General features: G+C 59.8%; 10 protein-coding genes and 1 pseudogene. 6 read left to right on the top strand and 5 right to left on the bottom strand.

The window, feature by feature from the left end:
* Window positions 1–18: 18 nt before the first annotated feature.
* Genes alc through puuE form a run of 3 tightly spaced genes read right to left on the bottom strand, consistent with a single transcriptional unit; the run spans window position 19 to window position 2,500 of the window.
* Window positions 19–1,020 carry an allantoicase gene (gene alc, locus ACP7E3_RS18170; protein WP_017845820.1) on the bottom strand — a complete coding sequence of 334 codons (1,002 nt, stop codon included), beginning with the start codon at window positions 1,018–1,020 and terminating at the stop codon, window positions 19–21.
* 41 nt (window positions 1,021–1,061) lie between these two features.
* Window positions 1,062–1,577 carry a 2-oxo-4-hydroxy-4-carboxy-5-ureidoimidazoline decarboxylase gene (gene uraD, locus ACP7E3_RS18175; RefSeq protein ID WP_017845821.1) on the bottom strand — a complete coding sequence of 172 codons (516 nt, stop codon included), beginning with the start codon at window positions 1,575–1,577 and terminating at the stop codon, window positions 1,062–1,064.
* Window positions 1,574–2,500 carry an allantoinase PuuE gene (gene puuE / locus ACP7E3_RS18180; protein ID WP_126586496.1) on the bottom strand — a complete coding sequence of 309 codons (927 nt, stop codon included), beginning with the start codon at window positions 2,498–2,500 and terminating at the stop codon, window positions 1,574–1,576. The genes uraD and puuE overlap by 4 nt, the downstream gene beginning before the upstream one ends.
* Before the next feature lie 389 nt (window positions 2,501–2,889).
* On the opposite strand from puuE, the gene uraH reads away from it, so the two are divergent.
* The 6 genes and pseudogenes from uraH to ACP7E3_RS18210 all read left to right on the top strand — a co-directional run bounded on the left by uraH (window position 2,890) and on the right by ACP7E3_RS18210 (window position 13,331).
* Window positions 2,890–3,243 carry a hydroxyisourate hydrolase gene (gene uraH / locus ACP7E3_RS18185; protein ID WP_017845823.1) on the top strand — a complete coding sequence of 118 codons (354 nt, stop codon included), beginning with the start codon at window positions 2,890–2,892 and terminating at the stop codon, window positions 3,241–3,243.
* Between the two features lie 129 nt (window positions 3,244–3,372).
* A pseudogene (locus ACP7E3_RS18190) lies at window positions 3,373–3,480 on the top strand (IS110 family transposase); the annotation flags it as partial.
* 291 nt (window positions 3,481–3,771) lie between these two features.
* Window positions 3,772–4,527: a DUF4123 domain-containing protein gene (locus ACP7E3_RS18195; RefSeq protein ID WP_104904523.1), complete on the top strand. Its 756-nt coding sequence runs from the start codon at window positions 3,772–3,774 to the stop codon at window positions 4,525–4,527.
* Between the two features lie 102 nt (window positions 4,528–4,629).
* Window positions 4,630–5,145, top strand: a complete 516-nt coding sequence (locus ACP7E3_RS18200; protein WP_177029978.1) for a DUF3304 domain-containing protein — start codon at window positions 4,630–4,632, stop codon at window positions 5,143–5,145.
* Window positions 5,133–7,478: a T6SS phospholipase effector Tle1-like catalytic domain-containing protein gene (locus ACP7E3_RS18205; protein ID WP_426123915.1), complete on the top strand. Its 2,346-nt coding sequence runs from the start codon at window positions 5,133–5,135 to the stop codon at window positions 7,476–7,478. Before ACP7E3_RS18200 ends, ACP7E3_RS18205 begins: the two co-directional genes overlap by 13 nt.
* Window positions 7,479–8,066: 588 nt before the next feature.
* Window positions 8,067–13,331 carry a dermonecrotic toxin domain-containing protein gene (locus ACP7E3_RS18210; protein ID WP_426123917.1) on the top strand — a complete coding sequence of 1,755 codons (5,265 nt, stop codon included), beginning with the start codon at window positions 8,067–8,069 and terminating at the stop codon, window positions 13,329–13,331.
* Here the strand turns inward: ACP7E3_RS18210 and ACP7E3_RS18215 are convergent.
* Window positions 13,312–13,953: a LysE family translocator gene (locus ACP7E3_RS18215; protein ID WP_169881302.1), complete on the bottom strand. Its 642-nt coding sequence runs from the start codon at window positions 13,951–13,953 to the stop codon at window positions 13,312–13,314. The genes ACP7E3_RS18210 and ACP7E3_RS18215 overlap by 20 nt on opposite strands.
* Before the next feature lie 66 nt (window positions 13,954–14,019).
* Window positions 14,020–15,351 carry an NCS2 family permease gene (locus tag ACP7E3_RS18220; RefSeq protein ID WP_164887040.1) on the bottom strand — a complete coding sequence of 444 codons (1,332 nt, stop codon included), beginning with the start codon at window positions 15,349–15,351 and terminating at the stop codon, window positions 14,020–14,022.
* Window positions 15,352–15,493 lie beyond the last annotated feature (142 nt).

The following is a 15,493-nucleotide window of genomic DNA, read 5'->3' on the forward strand; positions in this document are numbered from 1 at the left end:
AAGCTTGCTCCTACAGGTTCAGCATGACTTGGCGACCTTGCCCAGGACGCGCAGGCGACTCACACCGCCATCCGGGAACACGTTCAGGCGGATGTGGGTGATCGGCCCCAGCGCCTTGATCTGCTCGGCGAAGGTGTGTTCGGCGTGCATTTCCAGCTTCTGCGCCGGCAGCAGTTCGCGCCAGAACAGCGATTGGGTTTCGATCTGGCTGTCGGTGCCGCCTTTCACGAACGCGGCCTGGATCGAGCAGGTGTCCGGGTAGTTGCCCTTGAAGTGCAGGGTGTCGACGATGACTTTCTCGATCTCGCCCGCATGCCCCAGCGCGACGATAACCCAGTCATTGCCTGGCGTGCGACGCCGCGCGGTTTCCCAGCCGTCGCCCATGTTGACGCCACGGCCGGGGTTGAGGAGGTTGCCCATGCGGCCGAAGTGTTCGTCAGAACAGGCCAGGGCGCGACCGCCGTTCAGCGCCGCCGCCAGGTCGACCTGTTCGTTGTCGCCCACTGCGGACCAGTCGCGGAACGGCACACCGTACACGCGCAGACGGGCCACGCCGCCATCCGGGTAGATGTTGAAGCGCAGGTGGCTGAACGCCTGGTCATGGTTGATTGCGTGGTAGTGGTGGCTGTTGCCTTGCAGCTCGACGGCCGACAGCACTTCCACCCACTGGGTGCTGTCATCCGGCTCGCCCGAGGCGAGGAAGCAGGCTTCCAGGGAGGCCGACGGCGGGAAGTTGCCGGTGAAGAATGAAGTGTCGATGTCCACGCCTTTGATCGAGCCGGGTGCGCCCAGGCGGATCACCGCGCTGTCGTAGCCTTCGAAGCGCTTGCGGCGCGACTCCCAGCCGTCCATCCACTTGCCGTTGTCATCGAAAACGCCCTCCTTCCACACAGCCGGGGTCGGCTGGAACAGGCGGTTGGCGTCGGCGAACCAGTCATCGGTCACCGAGATGATTTTGGTGCCGAGGCGAGCGTCGGCCAGGTTGACGAACTTTTCGAAAGGTACGGGTTGCGCTTTCATTCTTCTTGTCTGCCTTGGATAGAGTGGCTGGGGATGGTCGTTTAGAGGGTCAGTAAGCGGAACAACGCGATCTTGTTGATCTCGTCCAGCGCGCACTTGAACTCGGTGTCGACCGGGTGGTGGATGCGCGTTTCGAACGCTTTGATGATCTGATGCCGGTTGCTGCCTTTTACCGCCATGATGAAGGGAAACTTGAACTTGGCCTTGTAGGCCTCATTCAGCTCGGTGAAGCGTGAGAACTCTTCGGCCGTGCATTGGTGAATACCGGCGCCGGCTTGTTCATGAGTGCTGGCTTCGGTCAGTTGGCCCTGGACGGCTGCACGGCCTGCCAGGTCCGGGTGAGCGTTGATCAGCGCCAGTTGCGTGGCGTGATCGGCGCTGAGCAGGATATCGCGCATGCGCTGGTGCAGGGTTTCGATCTCGTCGAGCGAAGCGTCCTGCCCCAGGTCGAAGGCCTTTTCGGCCACCCATGGCGAATGTTCGTAGATGTCGGCAAAGGCGCTGATGAATGCATCGCGGCTCAAGGTCGACGGTTTGACGGTCTGGAACCTGGTCATTGCGCCGCACCCTTATAAGGGTGAGTGGCGTGCCAGTGGCGGGCAATGTCGACCCGGCGGGTGAACCACACCTGTTCATGGCCCTTGGCGTATTCGATAAAGCGCTGCAACGCCGCGAGGCGCGCCGGGCGGCCGATCAGGCGGCAGTGCAGGCCGATGGAAAGCATCTTCGGCGCGTCGGCGCCTTCGGCGTAGAGCACGTCGAAAGCGTCTTTGAGGTACTCGAAAAAGTCATCGCCCTTGTTGAAGCCTTGCACCTGGGTGAAGCGCATGTCGTTGGTGTCCAGGGTGTAAGGGATCACCAGGTGCGGCTTGCCGGTGGGGTTGTTGGGTTCCCAGTAGGGCAGGTCGTCGTCGTAGGTGTCGCAGTCGTAGAGGAAGCCGCCTTCCTCCATCACCAGGCGCCGCGTATTCGGACCGGTGCGGCCGGTGTACCAGCCCAGCGGGCGTTCGCCGGTCAGTTCGGTGAGGATGCGGATGGCTTCGAGCATATGCTCGCGCTCCTGGGCCTCGTCCATGTATTGGTAGTCGATCCAGCGGTAGCCGTGGCTGCAGATTTCATGGCCGGCGGCGACCATCGCGCGGATCACGTCCGGGTGGCGCTGGGCGGCCATGGCCACGGCGAAGACGGTCAGCGGGATATCGAATGCTTTAAACAATTTGAGGATGCGCCACACGCCGGCACGGCTGCCGTATTCGTACAGCGACTCCATGCTCATGTTGCGCTCGCCTTGCAGCGGCTGGGCCGAGACCATTTCGGAAAGGAAGGCTTCGGACTCTTTGTCACCGTGCAAGATATTGCGCTCGCCGCCTTCTTCGTAGTTGAGTACAAAAGACAACGCAATGCGTGCCTTGCCCGGCCAGTGGGGGTGAGGAGGGTTACTGCCGTAACCGATCAGGTCGCGTGGGTAGTCAGCGCTCACTGCAGTCTTCCTTCTTGTGCGTGGTAGCGGTGGGTGTGGCGGCCGGGCAGTGAAAAGACTGAGTGGCGTCACAGCGATGAGTGATTGTATACAACTTATTCGCCACTTTGTAAGCCCGGATTTCTGCATTTTTTCCGCAACGCTCACCTTCAAGGGTGTAGCAAGAAACTTGCCTGACTGGTCAGCTAATGGACAAAAGGTCGTTTAAAAGCAAGGATGACTCATGAATCGGCCGGTCGCGCCAGGCCAGTGGAAGGATCGCAAGGTTTGTGATTTTTATTGTGTACAATTTTTTTGAAAAGTGTCTTAATCGACCCGCGCCAGCTTTTTCGCTGCCCTGAAAAAGTGCGGCACTCATTTCTACTGACCTCGGGAGGCGCGTACACGCCATGGGACGTTTGACCACACACGTTTTGGACGCCGCTCACGGCTGTCCCGGCAGCAGCATCACGGTTGAGCTGTACCGCGTCGACGGCGCGCAACTGGAACTGGTCGCCACTGCCGTCACCAACAGCGACGGCCGCTGCGACGCACCGTTGCTGCAAGGCGACGCCTACCGCAGCGGTGTGTACCAACTGCAATTCAGCGCCGGCGACTATTACCGGGCGCGTGGCGTGCAATTGCCGGAGCCGGCGTTCCTCGACGTGGTGGTGCTGCGCTTCGGCATCAGCGCCGAACAGGAGCACTACCATGTGCCGCTGTTGATTTCGCCTTATAGCTATTCCACCTATCGCGGTAGCTGAGCATCATCCCCTCGACGCTCTTCGTTGGTTTTTTTGCCCGCCCACACTGCGGGCTAATGAGATGGTCACCCCCAACACCCTGTGAGGGCTACGCTTTCACGGGGTGTTTTGTTTTCGGAGGCCATCATCATGAGCGAGTCAGCACTGATCGGTATCGATCTCGGTAAACACACTTTCCAACTGCACGGCCAGGATAAGTCGGGCCGCGAGGTCTTTCGCAGAAAATGCTCACACCAAAATTCTGCCTACTTGTAACGGTTCGCGCTTGAAAAATATGCGACTCGCATTCATCGACTTTCTGACACGCTAAGTACATCAGTGCTGCTTTGTGGCAATTGCATCAGGGAGTAGTTTCCAGTGTGATCGCCATGAAATATTTTGCATGACTAGGCTCTCATCTTTGGGAAATGTCCTATTTACTCTCGATTTTTATGTGTGCAGCCTTTGGCGCATCGTTTGAGCGTCTGCCCGCCGACGCGAGAACCTCGACCGGACTGATCCGCGATAATTAATCGAGGGAATATGGACATGACGATGCCCACTCAATGGCAAGAACAGATCGAACATGTTTGCGCCCACATTGGCATAAGCCAGATTGACTTACTGCTCGACCAGGCAGGATGGAGCCACCGTGCTGTGCCTGCCTTGGAGATGCTAACGCCAAAAGTCCCCTGGTTCTCGTTGTTCACCGGCACGTCAGAGCAAAACCTGTTGGATCAGGCCCCTCTGTTGATGCGTCTGGACTTGACGCAGTGGCGACATAAGGCCTGGCTGGAACAGTTGGTGGAGCATGCCACCGATGGCCGCCTAATGGTGGTGATCTCGTCATTGCCCTTCGAAGTTTTGAGTAAAGCCCTGCAAGGGTTTTCGCAATTGGCTTGGGGTGGACAAACCGGTTTGTTACGGTATTACGACTCACGCATCTTTCCCCTGCTGATGTCCTCGATCCTCACCGATCAGCAGCGCGCCGAGTTTCTGCAAGCCGCTGCTTATTGGGGCTGGCTTGATCGGGATAACCAGCCGCAGTGGTTACAAGGCACGAGGCTCACCCATCAGAGCAACATCCAGGTCAGTCCCTTCGTGGAAATGAACGATCAACAATTTGACCTGCTTGGTTGTATCAGCGATGCGCAGCAACTGTTAAATGGCAAAAACTTTGATTTCCTGGATGAGAGCCGAGAGCGGCGTTTCGCGCTAATTCACTCACTTGTTGTGCAAGCGGGTCAGGAAAATTATTTCGGCGATTTGACCGAGTATGTGAAACAGAACTTAAGCAGAACCTAGGTGCCTGGATAGCCACTTTGCGCTGGGACAAGAGTGTATTGCATGCATAAGTGGTTTGAATGGTTTACGCGATCAAGGTGATCAGCAAGGAAGTTGCTAGCAATGCAATCGATAATAAAAAAAACAACACAAAAAGTCGCGTTTTACTTCTTGGGATTCGCGTTATCTGGGTGTTCTTCAGCGAACAATGAAATGGCTGGGGGAAACCTGCAAGCCATCAACCATACCATGCACGGTATTAACTGGATGTCGGTCAATGGTTACCGAGCGGACGGTGGTGGTGGAAGCTCGTGTTGCATCATCATGCCCGTCAAATGGCGTCCTGGCTTAAAGGCCCAGATTGAATGGGAGGTCGATCCTGAGCCATTTGGGCCCACGCCGCCTTTAGGAACAGACGAGTTCAGAGCTTTTATGGTTAAACATAAAGCCAACTATCAGCGCCACAACACCACCGTGGACATTCCAGAGTGGCCTGGGACGGAACGATGTGGCTTGAAGGTACACTTTTTGGTTTGTAACCAGATCAAGGTTACGAGTTCATGTTGGGCATTTAACTCAGAGCATTACCCGATTAAAGAACCCTCGCAAATGAAGGAGCCGGCCGTATGTCCGAAGTGAACAATAATTCAAAAGACAAAGCTTGGGGGCCGCCAGTTTTTCCTGCTATGGGGCGTTTTCCGACGAAAACATCGGATGTGACAGATAACTACAATAAGCAAATTGCTGAGCAAAATCGGCTTCAACAAAAACGTGACGATCAAGGGCGTCGCACACAGCGTTTTACCTGTTGTCATAGCCTGCATATCAGTCTGTTTTTCGATGGCACCAACAATAACGAAAAGAGCGACACCCAGGAGGGGCATCCCACTAATATCGCCAAGCTGTTTCATGCCTCACTACGAGGTAAAGACGCGATGGGGCAGGGTTATTTTTCGTATTACATGCCCGGTGTCGGCACGCCATTCCCCGAAGTTGGCGAACTGGATTACAGCGATAGCGGGCTGCAATATGCCACTGGGGGGGAAGACCGGATCAACTGGGCCTTGGTACAGGTGGCCAGCGCGTTATCTTATGCTCTGAACAATAAAAGCGGAATTGATGACATTGTCGCCAAGACCAAGGTCGAGGCCATGAGCACCTGGAAGGCACCGCTGATGAGTGCTCTGGGTGAAGGCAATCGCCGCCGAATCATGAAAGAGCTGCTGGCCCCTTTACACGCTCGCAAGGACGAGGCCCAGCCTAAAGTGCTGGCGGTCAAACTGTACGTGTACGGTTTCTCTCGGGGAGCGGCAGAGGCTCGCACTTTTGTTACCTGGTTGAGTCAGTTGTTCGACACCCCAGAAGGGGATGAACTGCCAAAACAGGAACTGTTGGGCTTGCCTGTCAGCGTCGAGTTTCTTGGCGTGCTGGACACGGTGGCCTCGGTGGGTATTGCCCATGTAGCCCCATTCTTTGCTGGGCATATGGACTGGGCCGATAACACCCAGTTGCTACCGGATGCGCAGCGGTTCCCGGAACTGGTCAAGTGTTGTCGGCATTTTGTCGCGGGCTTCGAGCAACGCTCATGCTTTCCGTTGGATTCGATTCGTAACGAAAACGGCCAGTATCCGGCCAATACCTACGAAGTGGTGTACCCCGGTGTGCATTCGGATGTGGGCGGCGGCTACCCGAAAAATGACCAGGGCAAAGCTCGTGAAGGTACTCATGAGCTGGTGTCGCAGATTGTCTTGCACGACTTGTATGCCGCTGCTTTTGCAGCGGGTGCCCCTCTGCAAGTGCCAGAAGAGGTACTGCCGGACACGTTTAATAATAGCTCGGAGATGTTGTGGCGAAAGTTGGAACGAGATACAAGAGAGGAGTTCGATATGAGCCCCCATGTAGTGGATCGTTTCAACGCCTGGCGCCTCAAAACCCTACCAGGTGTTGCGGCTGACGAATCCGTCGAGGACTCGGCCTATAAGCCGCTGCGTTTGAACACCACCGTAGAAGACACCCTGGCCGATCAACTGGGCTGGATCACCGGTTGGCGTATTGGTCGTTACGTCAATGATCCTCAAGGTAATAACGACAGCTATAAGCGCCAGCCTTTTTTCACCCAAGCCAAAGAGGCGACGCCCTATCAGGAAACTACTGAGCGCGAACAGTATAAAAAAGACCAGGCTGATGCCGTGAAAATGCGGCGGGATAACCCTCAGTATCCCGGCCCACGAATCTATGAACCGCAGATTGATCAGACCCAACTCAGCCAAGCTGCCGAGGAATTCAAGTCTGACTACACCGGCCAGAAGCGTGAGCAATCCAGTTGGCAAGGCACGGTGACCGACGTGGTGTTACGCGATGCGATCTATTTACTTAACGAGAATGACGAGTCCAAGGACCATGACGCCCTCAAGACGGCAGGTGATCTGCGCAGTAAGCAACTGTTCCGTGATGCTCAAGGCACGTCCGGTGCAGACCCTGAGATGGCCCTACTGGTGGCGTTGTTCGATGACCAGATACACGACTCGCGGGCCTGGTTCATGCACGACAAGTTGAAGTCGAGGGAGTTGTGGGCCGGTTATTTCTTTTACCGCATGACCTATTTCGGCAATGACAATAGCCGTGATCTGTCCCCAGTCGTAGTGGCCGGTCGCATATTGGGCGTGGCGATGATTGCCGGGGCTACGGTGTATGGCATCAAGCGCCGTGGTGTATTAGGTGGTGTTGGCGGACTGGCGGCGGGCATTGGGGCGGCGACCATCGGCTACCAGGTGATCGATAAGGCCACTGGCCTAGTGGTACCGTTCTTGCCAGGCGCGGAACAACTCCTGCAACCAAGCAGCCATGTGGGTCAGATCGCGTCGGAGCAAAAGCATCAGATTGAACTGGATGACTTTGCCCGACGCATGGAACGAACCACAGCCATGTTGCGCAAGACGGGCAGCTTGTTCGAACCGGATAGTGTCGTTTAAGACGCGAAAAATAAATCATTCTGGTCGATTACCCTACAAACCTCAGTTCCAACTTCAACTGATGGCTTTGATAATCGAGCTGCACCTTCTCGCTTCCCACCCCATTCAGCCCGCAACTGTTCTCGGCTGCCCAACCAATTGGCCAGAGCAGTTGAGGGTGTTCCAACAGATGCTGATTGATCAAATGGCAGACGCTGTCGGCCTTGGGCGGCAAACCTTCAGGGCTGTGTAGCTGTTCAAGCAAAATGCGGATCGCATTGTCATCAGCGACTTCCTGCTGTCGATCTGCGAGCAGTTGCCAGATATATGGACGTCGGCTCGATAACCACTGCGCAATGTTCTGCGATGGGAGCAATATCGGAGGGGATGTTCAAGCGCTGACATATCGCGAGGAACTCGGTGACTTCAATAACCGTAGGGAATTCGAACTCTCTTGGCTGACGCTTTGTCTGGACCACCCGTTAATCAGTATTGCAAAAATGGGGGTGGCCATAGATTTTTATGCCGCTTGCGCATGCAACTATCTAGCGCCTTTTGCCCTGCGGCGCTGCCTAGGCTGGGTGTTTTCCTCATGCAGAAGAAAACCCCATGACCTCGTCCCCCGACCACGCGAGTGCTTCACCCGACACCGTTAATGCCGACGACCCGGACCTTGCCGCCCAAGTACAAACGCAGGCGATTCGCGAGCAACTGATACGGCGGATTAACGCCTACACGCACCCCAGTCGCCTGATCAATCGAATTGCGCTTGCCGACGCGCGTTGCGTCGCCGCGACACGCGCACTGGCGCGGCTGATAGGCCGTTCGCCGAAAGTCTTGACGGTCATCCGCGCCGAGCTGCACAAAGCCTTCGAAATGGACCCGGACCACCTCTTGTTCAGCGAGCCCAAGCCGCCCGCCGCGCCGCGCAAAGTCGAGAGCCTGACCGAGCGGGCGTTGGCGTTGCTGGTCATGCCGACGGTGGTGATCAACGTCAATCAATTCACCGCCCTGAGTGTCAAAGACGCGCCGGAACGGCACTTGCCGTATACGCCGCTGGAAGCCCTGCGCCGCGTCGTCGCGCTGCAGCTGTTCGAGCGGCTCGCCCATGCGGTGAGCGCCTACTGGGACTGCCTGGCGCAGGGCACCTGGCTCACACGCCGGGAACGCTGGGTCGAGTTGCACACGGAGCTGTTTGGGGACCGGGCCTTTTTGGCGTGGCAACTGGACGAGCTATCGCGTGCGGGATTCGCCATGGTTCAGGCCCTGATCGATGCGCCCAGCGCTGAGGAGCGCCGACGTGCGGGCGGGGCTTGGGCTACGCTGCGCGTCGGCCAGTTGCTATGGCCGGGGGCATCGGCGGTCGCGATCCCAGGGGCACTGCATCTGTATCGCGAGGGCGACCCCAGCGATGCGCCGCACGTGGTTTACCTGCCGGGTGGGGGCCGCAACTTCTACGAGTACCCGTCCTTCGCCGCCCTGCAGGACGGCCTGCTGGCGCTGGACCGGTCGCGGTTCCACGCACTCTGGCAGTGCCTGCCGTTAAGTCGGCGCGATAACGTGTACCGCCCCGCTGCCTTGTCTGCGACGAGCGCCTTTATGCGCGGCCTGCCGCTGATGGCCGATGCGCTGGCGCTGGGTGCCGAGGCCTTGCTGAGTGGGCAATGGAGCAACGAGTTGGCGTGTGCGGCGAAGATGAATGACGGCTACGTGTTTTCCGAAGGGCGGCCTCGACTGCCGGATGCCGCACCGTTTCTGGCCGCGGTCGAAGGGGCGAGGCAGCAATGGGTCGGCGGCGCTCGGCTTGGCGTGATCGGCGCGCAATTACTCAAGTGGGACCGGCAACGCCGAGGCGCAGAAATCATCTTCGCCAGCACGGCCTCCGGCCTGGCCCTGCACACGGCACAGCGTCAGGTCGCACGCTACGAAGATGCGCTGCTCGCGCTGCTGGTCCCGGCTGATCCCAGCGCGGATACCCTGGCGTACCGGGTCATTGCGTCGCTGATGAGCCAAATTGACGTGCATATCCAAGCGTTGAATACGTTGATGCAAGATGCCGGGCAACGGCTGCTGGAGTTGGCTTTTTGGGCTGAACGTCCGGGGGGAGCGGGTACGCTCAGGCGCGTGTCGTTGTTTATGCAGGCCCAAACCGCGGCCCTGCGTTGCGAGGTGGAGTTGCAACACCGCCTCAAGCTGATCAGTACGGCGCATCGCGACCTGATGATCGAGGTGGTCGACCAACCGTTGGCCAGCCGCCGCCCGGGCAGTCTTGCCCAAGTGCTGTCGATCGCGGTGGGCAGCGCGCCGGACGCTTTCTACCCGCTCCATAACGTGTGGGTGGTGACCACGGCTGCGGCGCTAGAGCGCTCGTCGCGCCAACTGCCGGTGGTGCTTTACGCTTTCGGCGTGGAGGGTGGGATCAAGGCGTTTGCCGGGCTGGACGCGTTGACCCGCAGCCTCAAGGCGAGCCTGAACAGCCCAGACGACTCGGTGTTGTGGCGCTGTGTCGAGCACGATAAACGCGCCGACCTGCGCGCCCATGCCGCCGCGCAAACACTCGGCGTGCGCTACGTTGAAATCAACGGCAAGCCCGCGCTGGCTGCGCTCAAGAAACTGCTGGGGAGCTACGACCGCTTACACCGCAGCAGCGAGGACATCACGCGGGTGTTCAGCGAAGTGACGGATGCCGACCTGAGCCGCGCGCTGCTGATGGTCGATCTGGAAGCGCAGTTGAAGATCCCGCCCAATAATGCCCTGAGCCAGGCGCTGGCCAATATTGAGCTGCTGCGCACGGCGGCGTCTGAGGCGAAAACGCTGCCCGCCTGGCTCGCGCACGCACCACGGGCCCAGCGTCAACACTTCAAGCGCTTGCTGCGCTTGTACCTGGGCAACGCGTTGGCCTTCAAAAGCCGGCTGGAGCAATGCCTGCCTGATCTGAACACCTTTGCCCGGCGCACCTTGATCGCCCGTTTGCGCGAGGACGGTTTTTTTCCGCAGTTGGATATCGACCAAGCGTTGATTGAGATGCCCGATGATGTCCACGGTGCTTTCTGTGGCTGGACCAGTGGCTGCGCCGTGGGCGATCGCCGCATCGTGCTGACCCCGACCGCGACGCGCACCTCCTTCAGCCTGCTGCAACTGGCGCTGCATAACCTGGACCCGCTGGCACCCTGGACGCAGTGGCGATTCGATCACGCGCGTTATCTGCAACCCGAGTGGAAGCAGCGCCTCAATGCGGCTTACTTGATCGGGCTGGTGTCTTCGCTGGACATCGGTGGCCGCTACGATGCCCTGATCCAGCAGGTTTTTTATCCCCGTCGTGAAACCGACCGTGTGCTCAGCAACGGACGTATCCCTGGGTTATTGAATCGCGCCTTGCAAGCGGGCGCTGCATATCACCTGTTCGATGCGGTGCAACGGGGGCTGACGGCAACGGCACAAAGCCTGTTCAAGACGGCGATGGCGGCACGCACGCCGCAGGACCTGTCGAGCAGTCAGCCCGCGCTGCAACTGTATGTGGTCCATCTGGTCGGCCACACCCTGCAGCATGATCGCTATGTCGCAGGGATCGTCGCGGTACATGACCCGCGTACCGACCTGTGCGTGGTTTACTGGCCCGATGCGCCGCCGGCCCTGGTCCTGACCGAGTACGGCAGCTTGCAACAGGCCCATGCTGCATTGAACCGCATCGGTGCGTTAGCGGATAACGTCAAGACACTGGCGCGGCAGGTCGCGCCGGGCTGGGCATTCGAGGCGCTCCCCCAGCCACCGGAGGGTGTTGATGCGCGCACCCAGGCCGCCAAAACGCTGAAAGCCATACCGGCGTTTTTCATGATGAAGGGCATCTGGCGGGGGATCGACTTCGTGCGCTCATTCGGCATCAAGCACCTGGAACCTGCGGTGGTGCTCGAGGAGATCGAAGCCCAGACCCTTGAACAGATCGCCAGTGCTCCGCAGGATTGGCTCGCGCTTGTGGCCGTGCCCCATTGCAACGCCCAGGCATTGCTTTACCACGCCAGCGTGCAGGAGCTGCAACGCCGTACTCAAGCGGCCAGTCATTCCGGCAAGGCGTTGGAGCACTATCGGAACCAGCGCCTGAATGAGCAGGGCGATACCCGCGCACGGGCGCTGGTGGGGTTTTTTTCGCCGTTGTACGGGACGTTCAATGACTTCCATGAGCTGCTGCTGGTGTCACGGCGTTATCACCGTTTCGGCGACCCCCGGGACGCGGTCGATGTGGGTTTCATGAGCGCCTTTATGGTGATCGACGTGTTGCTGAACTTTGTCCCCGGCCCCAGGAAAGTCGGACGTGTCGGCGCAGGTGTCGCGCGGCCGGCGCTGAGGGCCGTGCTGGGGCGGCTACATCGTTTACGGATGGCGACGGATGCCGGGGTTTCCCGCGTGGCAACGCCGCCCGTGACTCGGCTCAAGGCCTTGGATCGCTTCAAAATCAACGGCGTGCCTGAGGGCGCCGTTGCGCTGAAAGGGCCGGACACGGCAGGCGTGCAGGTGAAACACGGTGAGCTCTTTGTGGCGGACGACACCCACACTTACCCCCTTTACCGACGTGGAGACGAACCGGCGTTTCGCCTGAAGAACCCGCAGGCACCGGGGCAGGACGAACTGATTTTGCACATCCACCAGTCCAAGGAATGGTTACTCGGCGCGGATGCACCGCAACCGGTCGCGGGCACCAGTTCCGGGGTGCTCAACCCATGGCGTCCACCCGTGACGCCGCCACCGGACTGGCGCCCACCGACGGTGCGCGCCGCTACGGAAAGCCGCATTTATCGCTCGTCCGCGCCGAACACCGAGTGGTTCGCCTGGCGCGCGCGCGTGCCCATGGGCCAAGTGCCTGGCTCCTCGGCGTTCGGCACGTTTCATGTGCATATGGACCCGCCGGGGTTTCCCTACGATGTCATCTATATCGGCGCCCAGTACGACCGCCCGACGGCATCGGGGGTGGGTTATTACCGGGTACTGGCGCCGGGGGACAGTGCGCCCTGGAGCGGCCTTGCTTTCATTACCAAGGATGAACCGCTGGTGTCACTGGCCCGGGCGGACCTTGAGCGTTGGACAGACACTGCGCTGGAGGAACAGCCCATCCCGGTATCACGCACCCAGGCGGGCGAGTGGCGGCTGCATGCGCCGTTGTTCGACACGCCGTTGGAACGGTCTGTCGCCACGGCGTTCCCGAACCTTACTACTCATAGCCGCAGCATGGCCGTCGCCCGGCTGGTCGAACTGGCCGATACTTCTCGCTCGGCGACGGCCAGCCACCTGCTCAATGTGCGTGCAGCGCTGGACAATTGGTTGACCCCCACCGCCAACCGGCTGGGCCAGACCGATGATTTGCTGAGAATGCTGCGGCCCACCGAAAGCAGCGGCCGATCGATCTATATCGGCTTCGACGGCAAGGCACCGGGCTTCACTCGCGTCGACTTCAACGTCGCCGGCCTGGACCCGACCCTGCGCACCGGCGGCCGCGCGCGTGCGCCGCAGCGGGAGATTGCACAGCGCGCAGCCGTCAAGCGCGTGCTCGAACAGCAGGGCTTCGACGTGCAGGAACTGCAGGTCATGCGCGGCAAAAAGCCCAGCCATGAATTGCTCGTGACACATTCGCGCTGCGGTTCAAACAAACTGTACTACGTGTCGTTGCATTGGCTTGGGCGCGGCTCTGTACCGTTGGAAAACCGCCTGACAGACCATTGGTTCAATGCCGCGATCATCAGACACCCGACCTCGCTGGCGTTGGCTGCGGTCAAGAGTGCGCTGCGGGAAAACCGTCTGGTTCGGATCGCCGCCGGCATTCAGTGGCAGTCGACGGGGTCGGTCCGCCCCAGCGTGTATTTTGTCAAAGTGACCCCGCTCTGACGTTGAGCAGCGAGACCGCGCCAGCCGCCCCGAACAGCCCGGCACTGGTGCGGTTGAACCAGCTCTGGCCGTTGCCGCTGCGCAGATAGCGTGCCGCGCCGTGGGCGCCAAGGCCGTAGGCGAGCTTGCACAACAGGTCGAGCACGGTCCAGGTGGCGATCATCACCAGCAGTTGCGGCAGAAACGGCTGTTGGCTGCTGAGGAACTGCGGCAGGAAGGCGGCGAAGAACAGGATGTCCTTGGGGTTGCTGGCGCCCAGCACAAACGCACGGCCAAACAAGGCGCGAAAACGCGGCGTGGCGACGGCCAGGGGCACCACCGCGCCGTGGGCCGGTTGGCGCGATTGCTGCCAGCTCTGCCAGGCGAGGTAAAACAGGTAGAGCGCGCCGACTATCTTCAAGACGCTGAACAATTGTTCCGACGCGAGCAACAGCGCACCCAGGCCGAGTGCCGAGGCACTCAACAGGCAGATCGAGGCGAACACGCCGCCGAGGAACGCCGGGTACGAACGGCGCAGGCCGTAGTTCAAGCTGTTGCTGATCATCAGCAACGACAGGGGACCGGGGATCAGGATCACCACCAGCGCGGCGCCGCTGAACAGCAGCCAGGTTTCCAGGTTCATTCACAGTGCTCCTTTCATGCAAAAGCCTCACCCAAAGGTGAGGCGGTTTCTTCGGGGGTTGCCGACCTAGAGGAAGATGAATTTCGCGATAAAGATCGCGCACAGCACCCACAGGCTGACGGAAATTTCGCGGTACTTGCCGCTGCCGGCCTTGAGCGCCACGTAAGTGATAAAGCCCAGGGCGATCCCGTCGGCGACCGAGAAGGTCAGCGGCATCATGATCGCGGTGACGATCGCCGGAATGCTGTCGGTAGCGTCGTCCCAATTGATATGGGCCATGCTCGCCATCATCAGCATCGCCACATAAATCAGCGCGCCGGCGGTGGCATAAGCAGGAATCATGCCCGCCAGCGGCGCGAAAAACATCGCCGCCACAAACAGCACGCCCACGGTCACGGCGGTCAGCCCGGTACGGCCGCCGGCGGCGACACCGGCGGCACTTTCCACGTAGCTGGTCACCGGCGGCACGCCGACCATGGCGCCGAACACGCTGGAGGCGCTGTCGGCCTTCAACGCACGGGACAGGTTGTGGATCTTGCCGTCGGGGTTGACCAGCCCGGCCCGTTGCGCGACGCCCATCAGGGTGCCGGCGGTGTCGAACATGTGTACAAACAGAAAGGCGAACACCACGCTGATCATGCTCACATTGAATACACCCATCACGTCCATGGCTAACCAGGTCGGTGCCAGGCTCGGCGGGGTGGCGAGGATGCCGTTGTAGTGCACCAGCCCGAGGCCCCAGCCGGCGAGGGTCACGGCGATGATGCTGATGAGGATCGCGCCGAACACCCGGTGGTAGCTGAGGATGGCAATCAGTAGAAAGCAGATGGCCGCCAGCAACGGTGCCGGCTCGTGTAGCGAACCGAGCTTGATCAGGGTGGCCGGGCTGTCGACGATGATGCCGGCGGTTTTCAGGCCGATCACCCCGAGGAACAAGCCGACACCGGCGCCCATCGCATGGCGCAGGCTCACCGGAATGCTGTTGAGCAGCCATTCGCGGATGCGCGACAGCGTCAGCACCATGAACAACACGCCGGAGATAAACACCGCGCCGAGGGCCGTCTCCCAGGTGTAGCCCATGGTCCCGACCACGGTGTAGGTGAAGAACGCGTTCAAGCCCATGCCCGGCGCCAGGCCCACCGGCCAGTTGGCATACAGGCCCATCAACAGGCACCCCAGCGCGGCAGCGATGCACGTGGCGACAAAGGCGGCGCCGTGATCGATACCGGCATCGGCCATGATGTTCGGGTTGACGAAGATGATGTAGGCCATGGTGATAAACGTCGTGAGGCCGGCGATCAACTCGGTCTTCACTGTGGTGCCATGCACGCGCAGTTTGAACAGGCGTTCGAGCCAGCCGCTGTCGGCGGCGGAGAGGTTCGGCGCGGCGAGGTCCAGCGGGGCTTCGGATTTGCGGCTATCCACAGCAAGTACTCCTCAAGCATTTTATTGTTATGGTCAGCGCGCAGGCGCTGTGAGGTACTGGCGGGTTTGTTGACTGATAGGTCAGGAACTCGCACGAAGCGAATTATGCTTTTGT

It is taken from the genome of Pseudomonas sp. PSPC2-3 (assembly GCF_049898265.1).
Taxonomy (GTDB): Bacteria; Pseudomonadota; Gammaproteobacteria; order Pseudomonadales; family Pseudomonadaceae; genus Aquipseudomonas; species Aquipseudomonas veronii.

Excerpts from the sequence above, each read along its gene's own strand:
- alc (WP_017845820.1), bottom strand. The coding sequence starts at position 1,020 with ATGAAAGCGCAACCCGTACCTTTCGAAAAGTTCGTCAACCTGGCCGAC.
- uraD (WP_017845821.1), bottom strand. The coding sequence starts at position 1,577 with ATGACCAGGTTCCAGACCGTCAAACCGTCGACCTTGAGCCGCGATGCA.
- uraH (WP_017845823.1), top strand. The coding sequence starts at position 2,890 with ATGGGACGTTTGACCACACACGTTTTGGACGCCGCTCACGGCTGTCCC.
- ACP7E3_RS18195 (WP_104904523.1), top strand. The coding sequence starts at position 3,772 with ATGACGATGCCCACTCAATGGCAAGAACAGATCGAACATGTTTGCGCC.
- ACP7E3_RS18200 (WP_177029978.1), top strand. The coding sequence starts at position 4,630 with ATGCAATCGATAATAAAAAAAACAACACAAAAAGTCGCGTTTTACTTC.
- ACP7E3_RS18205 (WP_426123915.1), top strand. The coding sequence starts at position 5,133 with ATGTCCGAAGTGAACAATAATTCAAAAGACAAAGCTTGGGGGCCGCCA.
- ACP7E3_RS18210 (WP_426123917.1), top strand. The coding sequence starts at position 8,067 with ATGACCTCGTCCCCCGACCACGCGAGTGCTTCACCCGACACCGTTAAT.
- ACP7E3_RS18215 (WP_169881302.1), bottom strand. The coding sequence starts at position 13,953 with ATGAACCTGGAAACCTGGCTGCTGTTCAGCGGCGCCGCGCTGGTGGTG.